This window comes from Nocardioides sp., assembly GCF_029937575.1.
GTDB lineage: Bacteria > Actinomycetota > Actinomycetes > Propionibacteriales > Nocardioidaceae > Nocardioides.
In genome coordinates this window covers 1-17,998 of record NZ_JAPYPS010000079.1, presented here as the reverse complement: position 1 = coordinate 17,998, position 17,998 = coordinate 1, and the positions used below count along the sequence as shown (strand labels likewise).

At 72.4% G+C, this 17,998-nt stretch carries 16 protein-coding genes; 13 read left to right on the top strand and 3 right to left on the bottom strand.

What is annotated here, in order from left to right; translation table 11 throughout:
- Positions 1 to 189 precede the first annotated feature (189 nt).
- Positions 190 to 315 carry a helicase HerA-like domain-containing protein gene (locus Q1K33_RS18485; RefSeq protein ID WP_300406218.1) on the top strand — a complete coding sequence of 42 codons (126 nt, stop codon included), beginning with the start codon at positions 190 to 192 and terminating at the stop codon, positions 313 to 315.
- Between the two features lie 77 nt (positions 316 to 392).
- On the opposite strand, the gene Q1K33_RS18480 is transcribed toward Q1K33_RS18485, so the two are convergent.
- A complete protein-coding gene (locus tag Q1K33_RS18480) occupies positions 393 to 569 on the bottom strand; it encodes a hypothetical protein (RefSeq protein WP_300406217.1) in 177 nt (58 codons plus the stop codon).
- A 102-nt stretch (positions 570 to 671) separates the two neighbouring features.
- Between Q1K33_RS18480 and Q1K33_RS18475 the strand changes: the two genes are divergently transcribed.
- The gene (locus tag Q1K33_RS18475) at positions 672 to 1,169 is read left to right on the top strand and encodes a nuclear transport factor 2 family protein (protein WP_300406216.1); all 498 of its coding nucleotides are present in this window, start codon (positions 672 to 674) and stop codon (positions 1,167 to 1,169) included.
- Positions 1,170 to 1,290: 121 nt separating this feature from the next.
- Positions 1,291 to 3,312 (top strand): AAA family ATPase, encoded by a 2,022-nt coding sequence (locus Q1K33_RS18470; RefSeq protein ID WP_300406215.1) that lies wholly within the window; start codon positions 1,291 to 1,293, stop codon positions 3,310 to 3,312.
- A 24-nt stretch (positions 3,313 to 3,336) separates the two neighbouring features.
- Here Q1K33_RS18470 and eccCa read toward each other — a convergent pair whose 3' ends face one another.
- Complete coding sequence (gene eccCa, locus Q1K33_RS18465; RefSeq protein ID WP_300406214.1) at positions 3,337 to 7,476, bottom strand: type VII secretion protein EccCa; 4,140 nt, start codon at positions 7,474 to 7,476, stop codon at positions 3,337 to 3,339.
- A gap of 166 nt (positions 7,477 to 7,642) precedes the next feature.
- On the opposite strand from eccCa, the gene Q1K33_RS18460 reads away from it, so the two are divergent.
- The 6 genes from Q1K33_RS18460 to Q1K33_RS18435 all read left to right on the top strand — a co-directional run bounded on the left by Q1K33_RS18460 (position 7,643) and on the right by Q1K33_RS18435 (position 14,178).
- On the top strand, positions 7,643 to 9,067 hold the full coding sequence (locus Q1K33_RS18460; RefSeq protein WP_300406213.1) for a hypothetical protein: 1,425 nt from the start codon (positions 7,643 to 7,645) through the stop codon (positions 9,065 to 9,067).
- 139 nt (positions 9,068 to 9,206) lie between these two features.
- Positions 9,207 to 9,524: a WXG100 family type VII secretion target gene (locus Q1K33_RS18455; protein WP_300406212.1), complete on the top strand. Its 318-nt coding sequence runs from the start codon at positions 9,207 to 9,209 to the stop codon at positions 9,522 to 9,524.
- 41 nt (positions 9,525 to 9,565) lie between these two features.
- On the top strand, positions 9,566 to 9,856 hold the full coding sequence (locus tag Q1K33_RS18450) for a WXG100 family type VII secretion target (RefSeq protein ID WP_300406211.1): 291 nt from the start codon (positions 9,566 to 9,568) through the stop codon (positions 9,854 to 9,856).
- A 130-nt stretch (positions 9,857 to 9,986) separates the two neighbouring features.
- Positions 9,987 to 11,354, top strand: coding sequence for a type VII secretion integral membrane protein EccD (gene eccD / locus Q1K33_RS18445; RefSeq protein ID WP_300406210.1), 1,368 nt, complete (start codon positions 9,987 to 9,989; stop codon positions 11,352 to 11,354).
- A gap of 8 nt (positions 11,355 to 11,362) precedes the next feature.
- Entirely contained in the window at positions 11,363 to 12,844 is a 1,482-nt protein-coding gene (locus Q1K33_RS18440; protein ID WP_300406209.1) for a type VII secretion protein EccB, read from the top strand.
- Entirely contained in the window at positions 12,841 to 14,178 is a 1,338-nt protein-coding gene (locus tag Q1K33_RS18435) for a S8 family serine peptidase (RefSeq protein ID WP_300406208.1), read from the top strand. Before Q1K33_RS18440 ends, Q1K33_RS18435 begins: the two co-directional genes overlap by 4 nt.
- Position 14,179: 1 nt before the next feature.
- Here the strand turns inward: Q1K33_RS18435 and Q1K33_RS18430 are convergent, their stop codons facing one another.
- Positions 14,180 to 15,100, bottom strand: a complete 921-nt coding sequence (locus Q1K33_RS18430) for a LysR substrate-binding domain-containing protein (protein WP_300406207.1) — start codon at positions 15,098 to 15,100, stop codon at positions 14,180 to 14,182.
- 93 nt (positions 15,101 to 15,193) lie between these two features.
- Between Q1K33_RS18430 and Q1K33_RS18425 the strand changes: the two genes are divergently transcribed.
- The 4 genes from Q1K33_RS18425 (at position 15,194) to Q1K33_RS18410 (ending at position 17,777) form a co-directional block, all read left to right on the top strand.
- A complete protein-coding gene (locus tag Q1K33_RS18425; RefSeq protein ID WP_300406206.1) occupies positions 15,194 to 16,348 on the top strand; it encodes a TDT family transporter in 1,155 nt (384 codons plus the stop codon).
- Positions 16,345 to 16,905 carry a sugar O-acetyltransferase gene (locus Q1K33_RS18420; protein WP_300406205.1) on the top strand — a complete coding sequence of 187 codons (561 nt, stop codon included), beginning with the start codon at positions 16,345 to 16,347 and terminating at the stop codon, positions 16,903 to 16,905. The genes Q1K33_RS18425 and Q1K33_RS18420 overlap by 4 nt, the downstream gene beginning before the upstream one ends.
- A gap of 225 nt (positions 16,906 to 17,130) precedes the next feature.
- Positions 17,131 to 17,418: a type II toxin-antitoxin system ParD family antitoxin gene (locus tag Q1K33_RS18415; protein WP_300406204.1), complete on the top strand. Its 288-nt coding sequence runs from the start codon at positions 17,131 to 17,133 to the stop codon at positions 17,416 to 17,418.
- Positions 17,418 to 17,777: a type II toxin-antitoxin system RelE/ParE family toxin gene (locus Q1K33_RS18410; RefSeq protein ID WP_300406203.1), complete on the top strand. Its 360-nt coding sequence runs from the start codon at positions 17,418 to 17,420 to the stop codon at positions 17,775 to 17,777. Before Q1K33_RS18415 ends, Q1K33_RS18410 begins: the two co-directional genes overlap by 1 nt.
- Positions 17,778 to 17,998: the final 221 nt, after the last annotated feature.

Sequence of the window (17,998 nt, the reverse complement as noted above, 5' to 3'; positions counted from 1 at the left end):
CGTCGTACCAATCAGCCGTTCCTCAACCAGCCTGACGAAACATCGAGGCTAGGGTGAAGGTCGTGACGGACCAGCCCGGTACGCCGGAACCGCCCACGCCGACTCCCGAGCCAGACGTCCACCCGGTCGAGGAGGCCGTCCTCGCCGGGTACGCCTTCACGGGCCCGGCCCTCGAGCTCGGCGGGACTGATGCTCGACGCGCAGACTCAGTCGCCGGCCCGGGTCCGGATCCCCCTGGCCATGGTCAACCGGCACGGCCTCGTCGCGGGGACGACCGGGACCGAGCGGGGGATGTTCGGCACCGCGCGGAAGTAGCGAGCGGCCGGCGACCCGCGTGAGGCCACCGGCCGCTGCCGGGAAGAGGGGGTGAGTCGGTGGTGCGGGAGGAAGGGTCAGGCAGTCCAGCGGACGGCGTCGTCCAGGTGGTCGGCCAGGGCGTGGACGCCCCGCAGGTCGCTGCGGGTGCCCATCAGCTTGGTCAGGCTCTGCGCGTGCTTCGCCTTCAGGGACGAGCGCTGGTCGCGACGCTTGTCGAGCTCGGCGCTCTCGATGATCTCGTTCTCGGTCATGGTTTCAGGGTGAGCCGCCTTCGTTGACCGCAGGTTGACCGACGGTTACAACGACGTCTCAAGGCGCGTGATCCGCCGCACACTCCCGCTAGATTGTCAGTCGTGACCGATTCTCAGCTGCGCGACGACGTCGACGCCATCAGCCGCCTCAAGTACGCCTACCTGCGATGCCTCGACACCAAGCAGTGGGACGGGTTCCAGGACTGCTTCGTGCCCGAGGCGACCGGTGACTACAACGGTCTGGAGTTCGCGGACCGGGAGACGCTCGTCGGCTACATGCGCGAGAACCTCGGCGAGGGGATGCTCACCCTGCACCAGGTCCACCACCCGGAGATCGACGTGGACGGCGACACCGCCACCGGACGCTGGTACCTCGTCGACCGGGTGATCGTCGACGCGGTGAACTTCATGCTCGAGGGCGCCGCCTTCTACGAGGACCGCTACGTGCGCACGGCCGACGGGTGGAAGGTCTCCCACACCGGCTACCGCCGCACGTGGGAGATGCACTACGACCTCACCGACATGAAGGTGAAGGTCACCGGGGGAGTGAGCAGTGACCGCGTGAGGAACGAACGCGGTCACGTCGCGAACGAAGATTGAGCAAGCGACGCGGCTGAGGGACGAAGCCGCACGAGCGCGTCGAAATCCGGTGACGCGAGCGCCCTCCGGTGAGTTACGTTGACCGGCCGCCCACAGCCTGATCGCACTCGGAGGTTCCGCGATGCCCTCGACCACCCCCGACCACCCTCCGGATCCCGAGCTCGCCGCCGAGCGTGAGCACCTCGCCGAGTCCCGGCGCCAGCTCACCCGGATGCGCGAGCGCACCGAGCTGTTGGGGGCGGACGGCGGCAGTGCCGCCGACTGGGTGAGCCGGGAGGTCCTGGAGTCGACGCTGGCCGAGCGGATGCGACAGCTGGCCGACGACCCGACAGTCCCGTTGTTCTTCGGCCGGCTGGACAGCAGCGACGAGACCTTCCACGTGGGTCGACGCCACATCTCGGACCCGAGCGGGGACCCGATGGTCGTCGACTGGCGGGCGCCGGTCAGCCTGCCGTTCTACCGCGCCAGCAGCATCGAGCCGATGGGCGTCGACGTACGGCGTCGCTACGGGTTCGCGCACGGCGCCCTGACCGGCTTCGAGGACGAGCGCCTGAGCGGACCGCCGGCCTCCGGCGAGGACTACTCGGCGATCCTCGAGGCGGAGATCGAGCGACCCCGGGTGGGCCCGATGCGCGACATCGTCGCCACCATCCAGCCCGAGCAGGACGTCATCGTGCGAGCCGACCTCGCGGACACGATCTGCGTGCAGGGCGCCCCCGGCACCGGCAAGACGGCCGTCGGCCTGCACCGGGCGGCGTACCTGCTCTACGCGCACCGCGACCAGCTGCGCCGCCAGGGCGTGCTCGTGGTCGGGCCCAACGACAGCTTCCTGCGCTACATCCGTGACGTGCTCCCCGCCCTCGGCGAGGTGGAGGCGAAGCAGGCGACCATCGAGGAGCTGGTCGTCACGGCGACGGGTGCGCGCCTGCGGGGCGAGGACGGCCCCGAGCGGGCGGTGCTCAAGGGCGATGCCCGGCTCGCCGAGGTGCTGCGCCGGGCGGTCTGGGGTCACGTCGTACCTCCCACCGAGGGACTGCTCGTGCCGCGCGGCTCGCGCCGCTGGCGAGTGCCGACCTACGAGGTGGAGGAGGCGATCGCGGGGCTGCGCGAGCGCGGGGTCCGCTACGGCGCGGCCCGCGCGATGCTCCCGCAGGCACTCGCGCACCGCGTGCTGGTGCAGATGGAGCGCTCCGGCGACTCGCCCGACGACCGGGTGCAGGACGCCGTCGCGCGCAGCAAGCCGGTCAAGGAGTACGCCGCCGGGCTCTGGCCGGCGGTCGACCCCAAGAAGCTGGTGGCCCGGCTGCTCACGGATGCGGCGTTCCTGGCCGACGCGGCCCAGGAGGTGCTCACGCCGGAGGAGCAGGCGCTGCTGCTGTGGGAGGAACCGCCCCGCTCCGCGGGAACCGCGCGCTGGTCGCTGGCCGACGTCGTCCTGCTCGACGAGGCCCGCGACCTGGTCGAGCGCACCCCGTCGTTGGCGCACGTCGTCGCCGACGAGGCCCAGGACCTCTCACCGATGATGCTGCGCGCCCTGGCTCGCCGTTCCTCCACGGGCTCGCTGACCGTGCTCGGCGACCTCGCCCAGGCCACCACCCCCTGGGCGACGAGCTCGTGGGACGAGGCGCTGGTGCACCTCGGCAAGCCCGGCGCCCACGTCGAGCAGCTCACCCGGGGGTTCCGGGTCCCGGGAGAGGTGATCGAGTACGCCGCCCGGCTGCTGCCCCACATCGCACCCGACCTGGAGCCGCCGACCTCGGTGCGCCGCTCACGTGGCGAGCTGACCTTCTCCGACGGGGCGGTGGCGGAGGCTGTGGGGCAGGTCGCCGAGCGGGGCGCGGGCTCGATCGGACTGATCGTCCCCGACGCACTCGTCGCGGCGGTCGAGCGCGACCTGGTCGACGCCGCGGTCGCCTTCACCAGGGTCGGCGACGAGGGTGAGACCCGCGTCGACCTGGTGCCGGCCGGTCTCGCGAAGGGGCTCGAGTTCGACCACGTGGTGCTGCTGGACCCGGCCGGGATCGTCGCCGGCGAGCCGGATCGCCGTACCGGGCTGCGACGGCTCTACGTCTGCCTGACTCGCCCGGTCACCTCGCTCACCGTGCTCACCCGCGGCGAGCTGCCGCCCGAGCTCGCCGGGTGAGCGAGACCGACGCGCCGGGCGCGGCTACAGGGTCAGCTCGGTCCAGGCGGTCTGCACGACCTCGACGCCCCGCTCGCGGGTGATCAGCCGGCCGCGGCCGGGTGGCATCGGCACCGGCCGCACGTTGCCGAGCAGCGGACCCTCGTCGGGGCTGCCGGACAGCATCAGGCCCGGCATGGCGAGGTCGCGCAGGGACTGGATGACCGGCTCGTAGAGCGCACGTGAGGCGCCGCCCGAGCGACGGGCGAGCGTGACGTGCAGGCCGACGTCGCGTGCCTGGGCCAGCAACGGCTGGAGCAGGGCGACGGGCGAGCCCTGCTGGGTGGCCACGAGGTCGTAGTCGTCGACCAGCACGAAGACCTCCGCGCCCGTCCACCACGTGCGGCTGCGCAGCTGCTCGGGAGTGACGTCCGGGCCGGGGATGCGGCTCTCGAGGTAGGTGGCGAGGTCCTTGATGGCCGGGGCCGCCTGGGTGGCCGAGGTGAGGTAGTTGAGCAGGTACTCCTCGGGGACCTCGCCCAGCAGCGACCGTCGGTAGTCGACGACGACGATCTGGGCCTCGGCGGGCGTGCGGGTGCGCATGATCTCGTGGATCTGGGCGCGCAGGATGGCGCTCTTGCCGGACCCGCCGTCGCCCAGGATGAGCAGGTGGGGCTGGGCATCGGGGTCGAGGCCCACGGGCGCGAGCTCCTTCTCGTTGATCCCCAGGAGGAGCCGCTTGTCGGAGGCGCCCTCCGGGCCGAGGCCGGCGAGCTCGCGGACCCGGTCGAGGTCGACGCGCTCCGGCAGCAGACGCAGCTTGGGTCCGGCCTGCCCCTTCCAGGCGGCGGCGACGCGCGTGATCAGGTGATCGACGCCGTCTCCCAGGGTGTCCGACGAGGGGTCGCCGTCAAGGCGGGGCAGCGCGCCGAGGAAGTGCAGCTTGCCGGGGACCAGGCCGCGGCCAGGGCGTCCGGGTGGGACCAGCTGCGCGATCTTGCGGTCGACCTCGGAGTCCATCGCGTCACCCAGCTTGAGCTCGAGGCGCGTCCCCATCAGGTCGCGCATCGCGGCCCGGAAGTCGGCCCAGCGGCTGGTCGCGGTGACGATGTGCAGACCGAAGGTCAGGCCGCGCGACGCCAGCTGCTGCAGGTCCATCTCGAGGTCGTCGAAGTCCGAGCGCAGGGTGCTCCAGCCGTCGACCACGAGGAACACGTCGCCGTACCCGTCGTCGACGCGCCCCTGGGCGCGACGTGAGCGGTAGGTCTCGATGGAGTCGATGTTGTTGGCCCGGAAGTAGGCCTCGCGGCGGTCGACGACCCCGGTCACCTCGGCCGCGATGCGTCGTACGACGTCCGGCTCGGAGCGCGTGCCGACACCGGCGACGTGAGGGAGCGAGCTGAGCGGGGTGAACGTGCCGCCGCCGAAGTCGAGCACGAAGAACTGCGACTCGAGCGGGGTGGTGGTCAGGGCCATGCTCGCCACCATCGAACGGAGCAGCGTGCTCTTGCCGCTGCGCGGCCCGCCGACGAGCGCCACGTGACCGGACGCGCCGCTGAGGTTGATGCTCAGGGTGTCCCGGCGCTGCTCGCGCGGCCGGTCGACCGTGCCGATGGGGATGGTCAGGCCGCCCATCGAGCGCCAGTGCGGGGAGACGAGCCCGAGGTCGGGGTCCTCGACGAGGTCGCTCATCAGCGCGTCGAGCGTGTCCGGCTCGTCGAGCGGGGGCAGCCACACCTGGTGGGCCTCCATGCCGTGGCCGTCCATCCGCTCGACGGCGACGTCGAGCAGGGTCTCCTGGGAGTCGCTGGCGGCGGGGACCGCCTTCACCGGCTGGGGCTCGTCGTCGGGCTCGGGCTCGAGGGAGAGCACCTCGGAGATCGTGAACGGCAGGATCCCGCGGACGTGGCCCCCCTCGTCGCGCGGCACCCGGGTCCGCCCGGCGGCCGGTGGTCCGGACACGTAGGCAGCCTTGAAGCGGGTCATCGTGGTCGGGTCCGGCTTGAGGTAGCCGAGCCCGGGTACGGCGGGCAGCTCGTAGGCGTCAGGCACGCCGAGGACGGCGCGGGACTCCTGGGCGCTGAAGGTCCGCAGGCCGACCCGGTAGGACAGGTGGGACTCGAGGCCGCGCAGCCGTCCCTCCTCGAGCCGTTGCGAGGCGAGCAGGAGGTGCAGGCCGAGCGAACGGCCGAGGCGTCCGATGGCGACGAAGAGGTCGATGAACTCCGGCTTGGCCGTCAGCATCTCGGAGAACTCGTCGACCACGATGAACAGCGACGGCAGCGGCTCGAGCTCCTCGCCGGCGGCCCGGGCCTTCTCGTAGTCGCGGATGGAGGCGAAGTTGCCGGCCTCGCGCAGCAGCTCCTGGCGCCGGACCATCTCGCCCGACAGGGCGTCCTGCATCCGGTCGACGAGGGTCAGCTCCTGGGAGAGGTTGGTGATCACGGCGGACACGTGCGGCATCTCGGCCATCCCGGCGAAGGTGGCGCCACCCTTGAAGTCGACGAGCACCATGTTGAGCTGCTCGGGGGAGTGCGTCATCGCGAGTCCCAGCACCAGGGTCCGCAGGAACTCCGACTTGCCCGAGCCGGTGGCCCCGATGCACAGCCCGTGCGGGCCCATGCCCTGCTGGGCGGACTCCTTGATGTCGAGGTGGACGAGTCCGCCGCCCTCGCCGAGGCCGATCGGCACGCGGAGGCGATCGCGAGCAGGCCGACTGCGCCAGGCCGCCGAGGGGTCGAAGGCGCGGACGTCGCCGAGGCCGAGCAGGTCCATGAAGTCGGTCGGTCCGGTGATCTCGCCGGTGGACGCCTCGGCCGGGCCGGCGACGGTGACGTTGTGCAGCGGGGTCAGCCGCCGGGCGAACGCCTCGGCGGTCGCGACGTCGCACTGGTCGGCCTTGGCGCGGATCGCGTCGGCGCGCAGGCGCAGGGCCTGGACGGGGATCTTCACGTCGCTGCCGCCCGAGCGCTCCGTCGCGGAGCCGGTGGGCTCGAGCTGCAGGCGCAGCCGGGTGGAGTCCTCGAGCTCCATCCAGCGGGTGGGCAGGTCGAGCACCGTGACGCCGTGCAGCCCGTCGGGCGGTACGACGTGGTTGCCCGGCGGCAGCTCGAACCCGTCGGTGACGAGCAGGATGTGCGGGGTGGCCTCGCGGTCGTCGGCGCCGAAGCGGGGCCGGTCGCTGAGGTCGGGCGGCAGCAGGGCGGCCAGGTCGGTCAGGGACGTCGTCACCATCCGCATCGGGCCCACGGCGTCGGTGGCCTCACGGCTCGAGGCGTGCGGCAGCCACTTGATCCAGTCCCAGTGGGCGATGTGCTCCTCGGCGGAGAGCACGGCGACGATGAGGTGCTCGGGTGAGTGGAAGGCGGTGGCCGAGCAGATGATCGAGCGAGCCAGGGCTCGGGCCTGCTCCTCCTCGCCGCAGAGCTCGACGCGGTCGAAGGCTCGCAGGTCGACCGAGGCCGGGAGGTTGGGCTGGGTGCGGTGCACGACGAGCAGGCGGTGGAGCGCGGAGGCCGAGGCGGGGTCGACGTCGTCGAGCGGGGCGCTCTCCGGCGGGACCAGCTCGACGGCCAGGGGCTGGGCGCACAGTCCGTAGCGGACGTGGAGGAACTGGGCGTCGGTGGCGTGGTGCTCCCAGATCCTGGAGCGCTCCTCGGCCAGCGCGGGCAGGCTGGTCGGGTCGGGGTGGTCCCAGGTGAGCGCGCGGCGCTGCCGGTCGGCGGCGTCGCGGGCCATGGTGCGCACGGTGGCGAGGTAGCGCAGGTACTCGGTGCGCGAGCCGGTCACCTGCTGGGCCCGTTGCTTCTTCTGTCGATCGATCTGGACGAAGATGAAGCCGAGGGTCGCGAAGAGGAACATGCCGGCGGTGAGGAATCCGCGCACCGCGTTGTTTCCCCCGCCGCCGCTGAGGGTGGCGACCAGGACGATCGAGCCGAGGCTGCCCAGCATCGGGATGGCGTTCATCGCGACCCCGGCGGCGCCCTCGTTGGGCTGCAGCTGCGGTGGGGGCTGCAGCTGGACCTGGCCTCCCGGCATCTCGGGACGGTCGGCGCGCGAGCCCCGCAGGGTCGGACTGGGCGAGCCTCCGGGGTGCGCGGCACCGGTGGGTGCGCCGCGGCGTGCGCGACCGGAGCGTCCGGTCGCCTCGCTCTGCCGGGGCTGTCCGGGCTGAAGAGTCGTCACGCCGTCCACCTCGTGCTCGTGATGTGCCTCGCGACCGTCCCGCGGGCGCTGAGTCGTCGTACGCCACTGCTGAGACCAGCACGGCTGTGAAGATCCGATGATAGGAGGCGGCCCCGACGGGGCATACCCTTCGCGCAACGACCCGGCCGCACCGAATCGAGGTCTCGTGAGCACACCCACCCCGCCGCCGGGGCCCCAGGGAGCCCGTCGGCGCGCGCCGCAGCCCGCGAGCGACGTCGTGGCCGTGAGCGTGCACGGGCCGGCAGGGGTGCTCGACCTGCTCGTGCCGGCGGGTGCGTCGGGGGGCGACGTCGCCGCGGAGTACTCACGACAGGCCAGGCTCCCCAGCGCACCCCGCCTCTACACCCGCCTGGGGCACGAGCTTTCGGCGGACATCTCGCTCGAGGACGCCGGCATCGGTGCCGGCGCCGTCCTCGTGGCCTCCGGTGCCCCAGACGCGGGTGGTGTCGGCGGGGCGGGGGAGCGGCGTGGCGGCTCGCGCGCCCGCCGAGCAACCGAGGGACCCCGCCGCGAGATCCGTACCGGAGCCTTCTCGGGGCTGTGGTTCAGTCTCGCGGTCGCGATCGCCGCGATCGCCGGCGGGTACGCCGCCGCACTGGGCGCGAGCGCGGCCCGTGACGTGACGATCGGGACCCTCGTCGCCGCTGCTGCCCTGGGGTCGCTGCCCTGGGGTCCCTGGTCCGCCCACCGTGTCGTGGCCGCGCCCGCGTTCGCGGCGGCCGCCGCCTTCGCGATCGCCTGGGACCCCGCTCCCGAGCGCCTGCCCACCGTGATCGGGATCGCGGCGCTTGCCGCCGCCATCTGTGCGGCCGTCGCCCGCGCGCTCGACGTCCGCGCGGAGGAGGGCCTGCGGGTCTGGGTCATCGTCGGCGTGGGTCTCTTCGTGATCACCACGGGGGCCGCGCTGGCGCGGATCGACGCTCAGGTCGTGTGGGCGGTCGTGCTGGTGGCCGCGATGCTGGCTGCCCGGTTCGTCCCCCAGTTGGCGATCGAGGTGCCCGACCAGTACCTCCTCGACCTCGAGCGTCTCGCCGTCACCGCATGGTCGGCCCGCGAGCGACCTTCGGGTCGTCGTGGCCGCACGGTCGTCCCCCGCCAGGCCGTGGAGGACGTCGCGCAGAGCGGTGCGCGCCTGATCACCGCGGCGGGCGTCGCCGTGATGCTGCTGGCCGCCGTGGCTGCGGCACTCCTGCTGCGGGAGGCCACGGCGTCGGTCGACGTGATCGGTGCCCGGTGCCAGGTCGGCTTCTCCGGGGGAGCGTTGCTGCTGGCGGCGCGCAGCTATCGGCACGTGGGCGCCCGCGCGGCCCTGCGAGCCGGTGGTCTCGCCTGCTGGGTCGTCCTGGCCGTGGTGCTGTTCACGCGGGCCGAGGCCGGGCTCGCCACCGCGGCGGCCGTCGTACCGGTGGTGCTCGGCTGCTTGGTCGTGCTGGTCGCCGTCGCCCTCGGCCGGGGCTGGCGCTCGGCCTGGTGGTCGCGGCGCGCCGAGGTCGCGGAGTCGCTGTGCGCGGCCTTCGGAGTCGGGTCCGTGGTCGTCGCGGCCGGGCTGACGACGACCCTGTGGAATTGACAGATCCCAGGTTTAGCCCCAAGGACCCCGGGCACAACCACCACTGTGCCGCTCCCCAGCCGGGCGGACCACCGCAGCAGATCTCACACACCACAAGCTCTCAGGGTGGCCGACGCCGCTCGGGTTAGGAGAAGGCGACATGTTCGAAGCGGGCGAGTACGGCCAAGCAACCGGCGCACTGACCAAGGCCGCCGGCCTGGTCACCGACGCCAAGGCGGACTTCATCGGGCTCAGCAACAAGCTCAGCGGCGAGATCAACCAGATGCAGGGCAAGTGGGCCGGCCAGGGCGGCTCGGCCTTCTTCGTCCTCCACCAGACCTGGAGCGAGAAGCAGCGCACGATCGTCAACGCGCTCGACGAGTTCGCCGAGTCGCTCACGTTGACCGAGCGCGACAACGTCAGCAACGACGAGCAGCAGATGTCCAACATGAACAACCTGCTCAACAAGCTCGGCTGACCCACCACCTTCATTCTTCGCACACGAGAGGACCCACTGAGATGCACGACGGAATCCGCGTCAACCACGCCGCCCTGATCCAGGGCGCCGGCGCCATGAGGCAGGGCGTCACCGACATCAACAACCGGCTCAACCAGCTCGAGGGTGAGCTCAAGCTCCTCCAGAGCGACTGGACCGGTGACCAGCAGGCCTCCTACTACGCCGCGAAGGCCAAGTGGGACAAGGCCATCCAGGAGATGGCCGCGCTCCTCACCGAGACGGAGGTGGCGGTCGGGCGCTCGCAGGAGGACTACAAGCTGGCCGACCAGAACGGCGCCGCTCGCTTCCAGTGAGAGGCCCGCTCGATGGCCCAACCAGGGGGCCGACACCATCTGCGTGTCGGCCCCTTCGCGCGCCGTCACGATGACGTTGGATGATGCGCAGGCACGGGCCTGACCGGCCCGACGAGATCCGAGGAGCACGATGAGTCAGACCCAGGCCGGAGCCTCCGGACTCGTGCGGGTGACTGTCGCGTCCGGCAGTCGTCGCGTCGACCTCGTCCTGCCCGGGGCGATCCCCGTCGCCGAGCTGGTGCCCGAGCTCGCCCGCAGCGTCGGGCTGCTCGACTCGGCCACCGTGTATGCCGGCTACCGGCTCGTCACCTCCGACGGACGTCGCCTCGAGGGCGACTCCGGGCTGACCCTGCAGGGCGTCGAGGACGGCTCGGTGATCACCGTCAGCGCGGGTGTCGACGACGACACCATCGCCGTCTACGACGACGTGGTCGAGGCGATGACCGACGTCGTCGAGCACGACCTCAAGCCCTGGGAGCCGGCCTCGGGGCGCCGTACGGCCCTGTCAGCGGCGTCACTGCTGATGGCGCTCGGAGCAGCCGCTCTCTTCATCCAGTCCGACACCGGTCTGGCCGCCGTCGCCGGTGCCGTCCTCGCCGGTGGGCTGACGGCTGCGGCGATCGTGCTGTCCCGGGCGCAGGGCGAGCCCGAGGCCGCCGTCACCGTCGCCTGGATGGCCGCGGGGTACGCCGCCGTGGCCGGCCTGCTGCTCACCGACCTCAGCCTGCCGGCCCCCGAGGACGACTACGCCGAGGCGCTGATCGCCTCCGGCGCCGGCGTCGCCGTGGTGGGGCTGTGCTGCCTCGTGGGACTCGGTGTGGGCCGTGCCCTCCTGGTCCCGGCCGTGGTGGTGGGCTCCGTCGCCGTCCTCACCGGCGCCCTGGTGCAGGGCACCGACCTCGCTCCCGAGGTCGTGCTCACCGTCGTGCTGACCTTCCTGGTCCTGATCGGCAGCATCTTCCCCTGGTTGGCCCTCGGCGCCACGAGCACCACCGTCGACCAGCTGTACTCCGTCGAGGACGTCACGGCTGACCCCGACGAGCTGGACCCGGTCCGGATCGCAGCCGACGCTCGCCTGGCGCACGAGATCCTCGTCGCGATCTCGGCCACCGTGGGGCTGCTTCTCGTGCTGGTCGCGCCCCTAACCGTGACGCGTGGACTCGACGGCACCCTCCTGGTCGTCGTGGCGTGCCTGGTCGTCATGCTGCGGACCCGCCAGTACCGCACCGGTTCGGAGGTCCTCGTCGGCCTGGCCTCGGGGATCCTGGGACTCGCGTCGATGGCGGTCGCGCTCCTGGTGCACTGGCCGGAGTGGCGCCCCGCGACCGCGGTCGTCCTGGCCGGGGCCGGTGCCCTGCTGCTCGTCTCGACTCTCTCGCCCTCCGCTCCGTCCCTGCGGCGCGGCCGCCTCGGCGACGTGCTGGAGACCGTGGCCCTGCTCTCCCTGCTGCCGCTCCTGGTGCTGGCGTCCGGACTCTTCGACAAGATCAACGGCTGAGTCGCGCGATGGCCACCAAGAAGGACCTCGTCGAGGCCTACTCCTTCAGTCGACGACGGCTCGTCACAGCCTTCGTCTCGGGCGCCCCTGGGGGGCGCGAGGTGGAGCCGGCCCGCCCCGGCAGGGCGGTGATCGGTGGCATCGCGATCGCCGTGCTGCTGCTCGCGGGCGCGGCGGTCCTGAAGATCATCGGCTCACCCGTGGACCTGGACCCGGACGAGGCGCAGCTGATCAGCGAGAAGGAGAGCGGCGCCGACTACGTCCTGATCTCGACGCAGGGCGAGGATGAGCTCCGGCTCCGGCCGGTCATCAACATCACCTCGGCGATGCTGCTCCTGGGCGCGGACATCGAGCCGCTCGTCGTCCCCCGCGACAAGCTCACCGACCTGGAGCCCGGCGAGCAGATCGGCATCCTTCAGGCGCCGGCCACCCCGCCACCGGTGTCCGGCCTGATCGGGAGCGGCTGGACCGCCTGCTCCGGTGAGGTCGGTGGCACCTCGGTGGGGCTCAGGGTCCGGGTCTCGCGCGACCCCCAGGTCGTGCCGACCCCCGACGTCAGCCTCGTCGTACGAGCGGTCAGCGACGATCCCGACGAGGACGGCACCGTCTACCTCATCTCCGAGTCGGCGCGCGGCGCCGACGACGCGCAGCCGCGCGCCTACTCCTACGAGATCCCCGGCGACCCCGGGGGCGTCCTGGGCAACGTCACCTCCAGTGGCGAGTCGCAGGCGGTCGACGTGCCGGCTCAGTGGCTGACCACCTTCCCCGCCGGGGGCCCCCTGGCGCTGAGCACCTTCGGCCTCACGCCGGGACAGCTCGGCAGTCCCTTCCCGGGGCGCCCCGGCGACGGTCCGTTCAGCGACGCCGTCGTCGGCGACGTCGTCGAGATCGGCGATGCCGGGGACCAGCGCTACGTGCTGACCGCCGACGGGTCCGCGGTGCGTCTCGACGACTTCGCGGCGCGCGTCTACGCCGGGGTGCTGCCGAAGAGGTTCGACCGGGAGCCCATCGATGGGGGCAACGCACTGCCGGCCGATCTGGAGCAGGACCTGCCGTCCTTGAGCAACGCGTCCTGGCCACCGGCACCGACGCCCAAGCCGCCCAGCGGCGAGTACTGCTCCTACCTGCGGGCAGGTCCGGGGCTCACCCCGTCGGTCGTCCTCGCTCGCGCCGTCCCGGGCGGACCCGCCTCGGCCGTCGGCATCGAGGCCGACGACCGCCTGGCGACGGTCGACGCCGGCGCGGGTGCCTTCGTCAGGTCGGGCGGGTGGTCCGACGCGCAGGCACCCACCCGGGTGCTGCTCGACGACCGGGCCATCGCCTACGGCGTGGCCGGCAAGGACGAGCAGGACAATCTCGGCTACGCGGCGGTCGAGCCCGAGGTCGTGCCCGACAGCTGGCTGGAGCTCTTCGACCCGGGGGTGCTGCTGAGCATCGAGGCCGCCCAGTGCCCACCGACCTCGGTGGCGCTGGACGAACCGTGCGCATGAGGGCGCGGCGGATCGCGCTCGGCTCGGCCGGCGCCCTCCTCGCCGGGTCGCTGGTCGTGGCCGGGGGCGCGCCGTCGTACGCCATCGACGGCGACGAGTGCCTGGACATCAACGAGGTCGGCGAGCCAGGTGAGAACGACGTCACCCAGTTCGCGGCCGACGGGTCGCCCGCCAGCGCGCTGCAGGTGCCCGCGACGCAGCAGCGGGTCACCGAGCTGACCGGCAGGGTGGCCGGGGACGGGGTCACCGTGGCGGTGCTCGACTCGGGAGTGCTGAGCACCGGAGGGCTCCTCGACGTCGAGCGCGGCCAACCGGCACCAGGGGCGACGCGCACCAGCGACCTCGTGTGGCACCAGGGGACGCTGCTCGCCGGGATCATCGCGGGGGCGCCCGACGCGGACACCGGGCTGCCCGTGGGGATCGCCCCCGGGGCCGCGATCTACGACCAACGCATCTACGACACCGGCGCCGACGACGACGAGCTGACCCAGGTGGACGCGGATGCCCTCGCCGACGGGCTGGACGCGATCGCGCCACGGGTGGGCAAGGACGGCATCCGGATCGTCACGGTCGGCGTGCGGGTGCCCGCCGACACGCCGCGGCTGCGGGAGGCGGTCGAGCGGGTGACCGAGCGCGGCGCAATCCTGGTCGCGGCCTCGGGCCAGCGCACCGACCCCGACGAGGAGTCGCCCCAGGCCACCTTCCGGGCAGGGGAGGACGGCGCCGAGTCGTCCTGGCCGGCCGGCTACTCGAGGCAGAGCGAGGACGGGGATGCGATCCCGGGAGTCCTCTCGGTCACGACCACCGGGGCCCCCGGCGACGGCGGGGACGACGCCACGCTCCAGGACCTGATCCTCTTCAGCTCGGCCATCGACGTCGCGGCACCGTCACGAGGCGCGGTCTCCGTCGCCCTCAACGGCCGCTACTGCTCGACGTACGTCGAGTCCACGGCGGTCGCCGCCGCTGAGGTCTCCGGTGTGCTGGCCCTGCTGATGACGGCCTACCCGAAGGATCGTCGCGAACAGATCATCACCCGGCTCGAGGCGACTGCCTCGGGGGCGACGCGGGTGGACCCGGCGACTCCCAACACCCGCGTGGGCCGGGGCGTCGTCCAGCCGTACGAGGCGCTCACCCGACCGCTGTCGCCCGACCGCCGCGGCAACCTTCCCTTCGGTGTGCCGGCCGAGCAGGAGGCCGTCCCGGCGCAGCTGCCCGAGGCGGCTCCCGACGTCCTTGCCTCGACCCGGGACAACGCCGTGTGGTGGGGACTCCTGGGTGGAGGCGCGCTCGTCGTGCTCGCGCTGCTGCGACCCGTGCTGGCGCGTCGTCGGTAGGTCACTCACCACTCGTGCGGGCAATCCCGACGAGGTTGCGGACCGGTCCCGCAGGCGGCTGCTTGGCACCGGCCCAGACGGCCCGGAAGGCTCGGTGCAGGCGCAGGGCGGTGGGGACCTCGACGAGGTGGCCCAGGTCCAGGTCGCGGGCCACGACCCGTCGGCTGAGGAAGGCTGCCGACCCGCCGGCCAGGACGGTGGCGCGCACGGCGGTGGCAGTGGTGAGCTCGGCGACCGCGGGGCCAGGAGCGAGGCCGTGCGCGGTGAGGGCCGACTCCAGTACCTCTCGGGTGCCGGACCCTCGCTCACGCTGCACGAGCGCGAGCTCGGAGACCTGCTCGGGAGTGAGCGGCGTACGACGTCGGCTGAGCGGGGTCCCGGGGGCGACCACCAGGGCCAGCTCGTCCTCGGCGACGGTCGTGTGCCGCACGCCTGCGGGCGTCCCGCCGCCCTCGACGAAGCCCAGGTCGGCCCTTCCGTCGCGCACGGCCTCGATCACGCGCGCACTGTTGGACGCGGTCAGGCTCACGGTCGTCGGCGTCGCGCCCTCCGCCAGCTGGCGTTGGCGCAGCTGCACCAGCCACCGGGGGATCAGGGTCTCGGCGATCGTCATGCTCGCCCAGACGGACAGATCGCGGTCGTGGTCGTCCCGGAGCCCGTCGATCACCGCCTCGAGCTCGTCGGCGACCGACAGGAGATGGGCGGCGCGTTCGACGACCACGACGCCCGCATCGGTCAGCTCGGACCCGCGCGGGCCGCGGCGCACCAGCCCGAGACCGGTGACGGCCTCCATGGTGCGCACCCGCTCCGAGGCGGCCTGCTGGGTAGTGCCCTGGGCGCGGGCCGCCGCACCGATGCTGCCGAGTCGAGCCACGAGCACCAGCAGGCGCAGGCCGTCGAGATCGGGGACGTGAGGGGTCACCGGGCAGATCTTATCCTTCTCACAAGGCTCTCCTGTGGATGCACAGCGAACCGGGGGCTACTCGGCCCTGCGTACGGGGCGCAGCCTGGAGGCATGACCTCGACGACGATCGCTGAGCCCGCCCCGGCCGCGCCTTCGCTCGGGACCCGTCGCAGCTTGGCGGCCTTCGGGCCCAACTGGTTCGCCTCCGTCATGGGTACCGGGATCGTCGCGAACGCCGCGGCCACGCTGCCGGTGCAGCCTCCGGGTCTGCTCGACGCCGCGCGCGCCGTCTGGGTCCTGGACGCCGCGCTGCTCCTCGTGGTGGTCGTCGCCACGGGCGTGCACTGGCTGCACCACCCGGTCGCTGCCCGCCGTCACCTCGACGACCCCACGATGGCGCACTTCTACGGCGCGCCGGCGATGGCTCTGCTGACGGTGGGGGCTGGCGCGCTGCTGGTCGGCCAGCCGTTGATCGGGACGGGTCCGGCGGTCGCCCTCGGCGCGGTGCTGTGGATCGCGGGCACCCTGCTGGGACTCGCCACCGCGGTCGCGGTGCCCTACCGCGCGTTCACCACGCACCGGGTCGGCGCCGACGCCGCGTTCGGGGGGTGGCTGATGCCCGTCGTGCCTCCGATGGTGAGCGCGGCGACGGGCCCGCTGCTGATCGCCCACCTGCCGGCAGGCGACCTCCGGCTCACCCTGCACCTGGCCTGCCTGATGATGTTCGGCCTGACCCTGGTGGTGAGCCTGATGATCATCACCCTGATCTGGGGCCGCCTGATGCACCACCAGGTCGGGGCTGCGGCCGCGGTGCCCACGCTGTGGATCGTGCTGGGTCCGCTCGGGCAGTCGATCACCGCCTCCCACACGCTCGCCGCCACGGCACCGGCGTCCCTGCCCGCGCCGTACGGCGATGCGGTCGCGACCCTGGACGTGCTCTACGGCGCGCCGATGTGGGGCTTCGCCCTCCTGTGGGCCTCGCTCGCGCTCGCCCTCACCGTCCGGGCGGCCCGCACCACGCCGGCCGGACTGCCGTTCACCCTCACCTGGTGGTCGTTCACCTTCCCGGTCGGCACGCTGGTCACGGGTACGTCGGGACTGGCCGCCGCGACCGGGGCGCCGTTCCTGGTCGTCGCAGCCGTGGCGCTGTACGTCGCGCTGGTGGCCGCCTGGCTGCTGGTGGCGACCCGGACCCTGCGTGGCGTCCGGACCGGCCACCTGCTGCGTGGCTCGGCTGTGCGACCTGCCGTAGCGTCGGTGGCATGACTGAGAAGAGCATGCGCGAGCGGATGCTCGCCGGTGAGCCCTACATCGCCGATGACCCGGAGATCGCCCGCGACTCCGCGCGGGCGATGCGCCTGACCCACGCGATCAACCTCGCCGACCCGACCGACCGCGACACCCTGCGGGCGCTGTTCACCGAGCTGCTCGGCGCCTTCGGTGAGGGCGCGGAGATCCGCCCGCCCTTCCGGTGCGACTACGGCTTCCAGACCACCTTCGGTGCGCGGTCGTTCGCCAACTTCGGCCTCGTCGTGCTGGACGTCGCCGCGGTCACGGTCGGCGACGACGTCCAGCTCGGCCCGAACGTCCAGCTGCTCACCGCCACCCACCCCCTCGAGCCCGGACCGCGCCGCGACAAGTGGGAGGCCGCCGAGCCGATCACCATCGGCGACAACGTCTGGCTCGGCGGCGGCGTGATCGTCTGCCCGGGCGTCACCATCGGCGAGAACACCGTCGTCGGCGCCGGCTCGGTCGTCGTGGCCTCGCTTCCGGCGAACGTCGTCGCGGTCGGGGCGCCGGCCAAGGTCATCCGGCAGCTCTGAGACAGAGGTGACCGTCGCTCGACAGGTCGGCTCGCGGCGGGCTGGAGGAGGGCGCACACCCCAGAGCAGTTGTCTACGTGAACCCTCGGGCGCGGATCGACTGTGATGTGGGGGTGCGTCGATCGCGGTGGAAAGACGCACGTTCGACGGTCCCGAATGAGGTTCGGCTTGCGGCGATCCGAACCGGCCAGGTCATGGCATATACTGCCAACGGAGGTGGTCGTCGTGGCGACGAGGAACGTTGTCCTGAGTCAGCACCAGCACGAGCTCGTCGAGTCGCTGGTGAAGTCTGGGCGCTATCAGAACGCCAGTGAGGTGCTGCGCGAAGGTCTTCGGCTCCTGGAGCGCGAGCAAGTCGAGGAAGCGGCAAAGGTCGGCGTCTTGCGTCAAGCCTCCGAGCAGGGCTGGTCGGATCTCGCCTCGGGGCGCTTCGACGACATCGATGACGAGTCCCTCGACGACTTCGTCGGGCAGCTTGGCGTCCGCGCGGCCAAGACCCAGTCAGCGGGCTGATGACGAGGTACCGCCTCACCTATGCCGCCCAAGCCGACATCGTCTCGATTCTCGCCTGGTCGCACGACCGGTTCGGCGAGGAGGCCCGCAAGCGCTACGAGGCACTGATAGCCACAGCCATCCGCGAAGCGGCGACCGGCGGCGACGAGGTAGGGCGAACGATGCGCCCCGAGCTCGGTGACGGGGTGTTCTCATGGCATCTGGCGCAGAGCCGCACTCGCTCGCCCGGTGGAAAGGTCCACCGTCCGCGACACTTCTTGATCTGCCGAATCGACAGCGACGTCATGGTCGTCGGTCGGGTCCTCCACGACGCCATGGAACTACGAAGGAACCTCGCGCCCCTGCAGCCCTGGGAGTAGTCGCCGCACGCCGAACGCTGATCGGCGACGGCGCTCGTGAGACCACGACCGAGGTGCGCCGTGTCCCGCAACACCCGTCCGGTGATGTTCCCGGGACGGGGGCCTGGTCCGGGTGCGTCATTGTGGCCGGTGCGACGCGCCCCGCACTTGTGTTCTCAGGTCTCGGTCTACGTGCGGATGGGGTAGGTCTGGCCGGTGGCGTGGGCTTGGTGGTGGTGGAA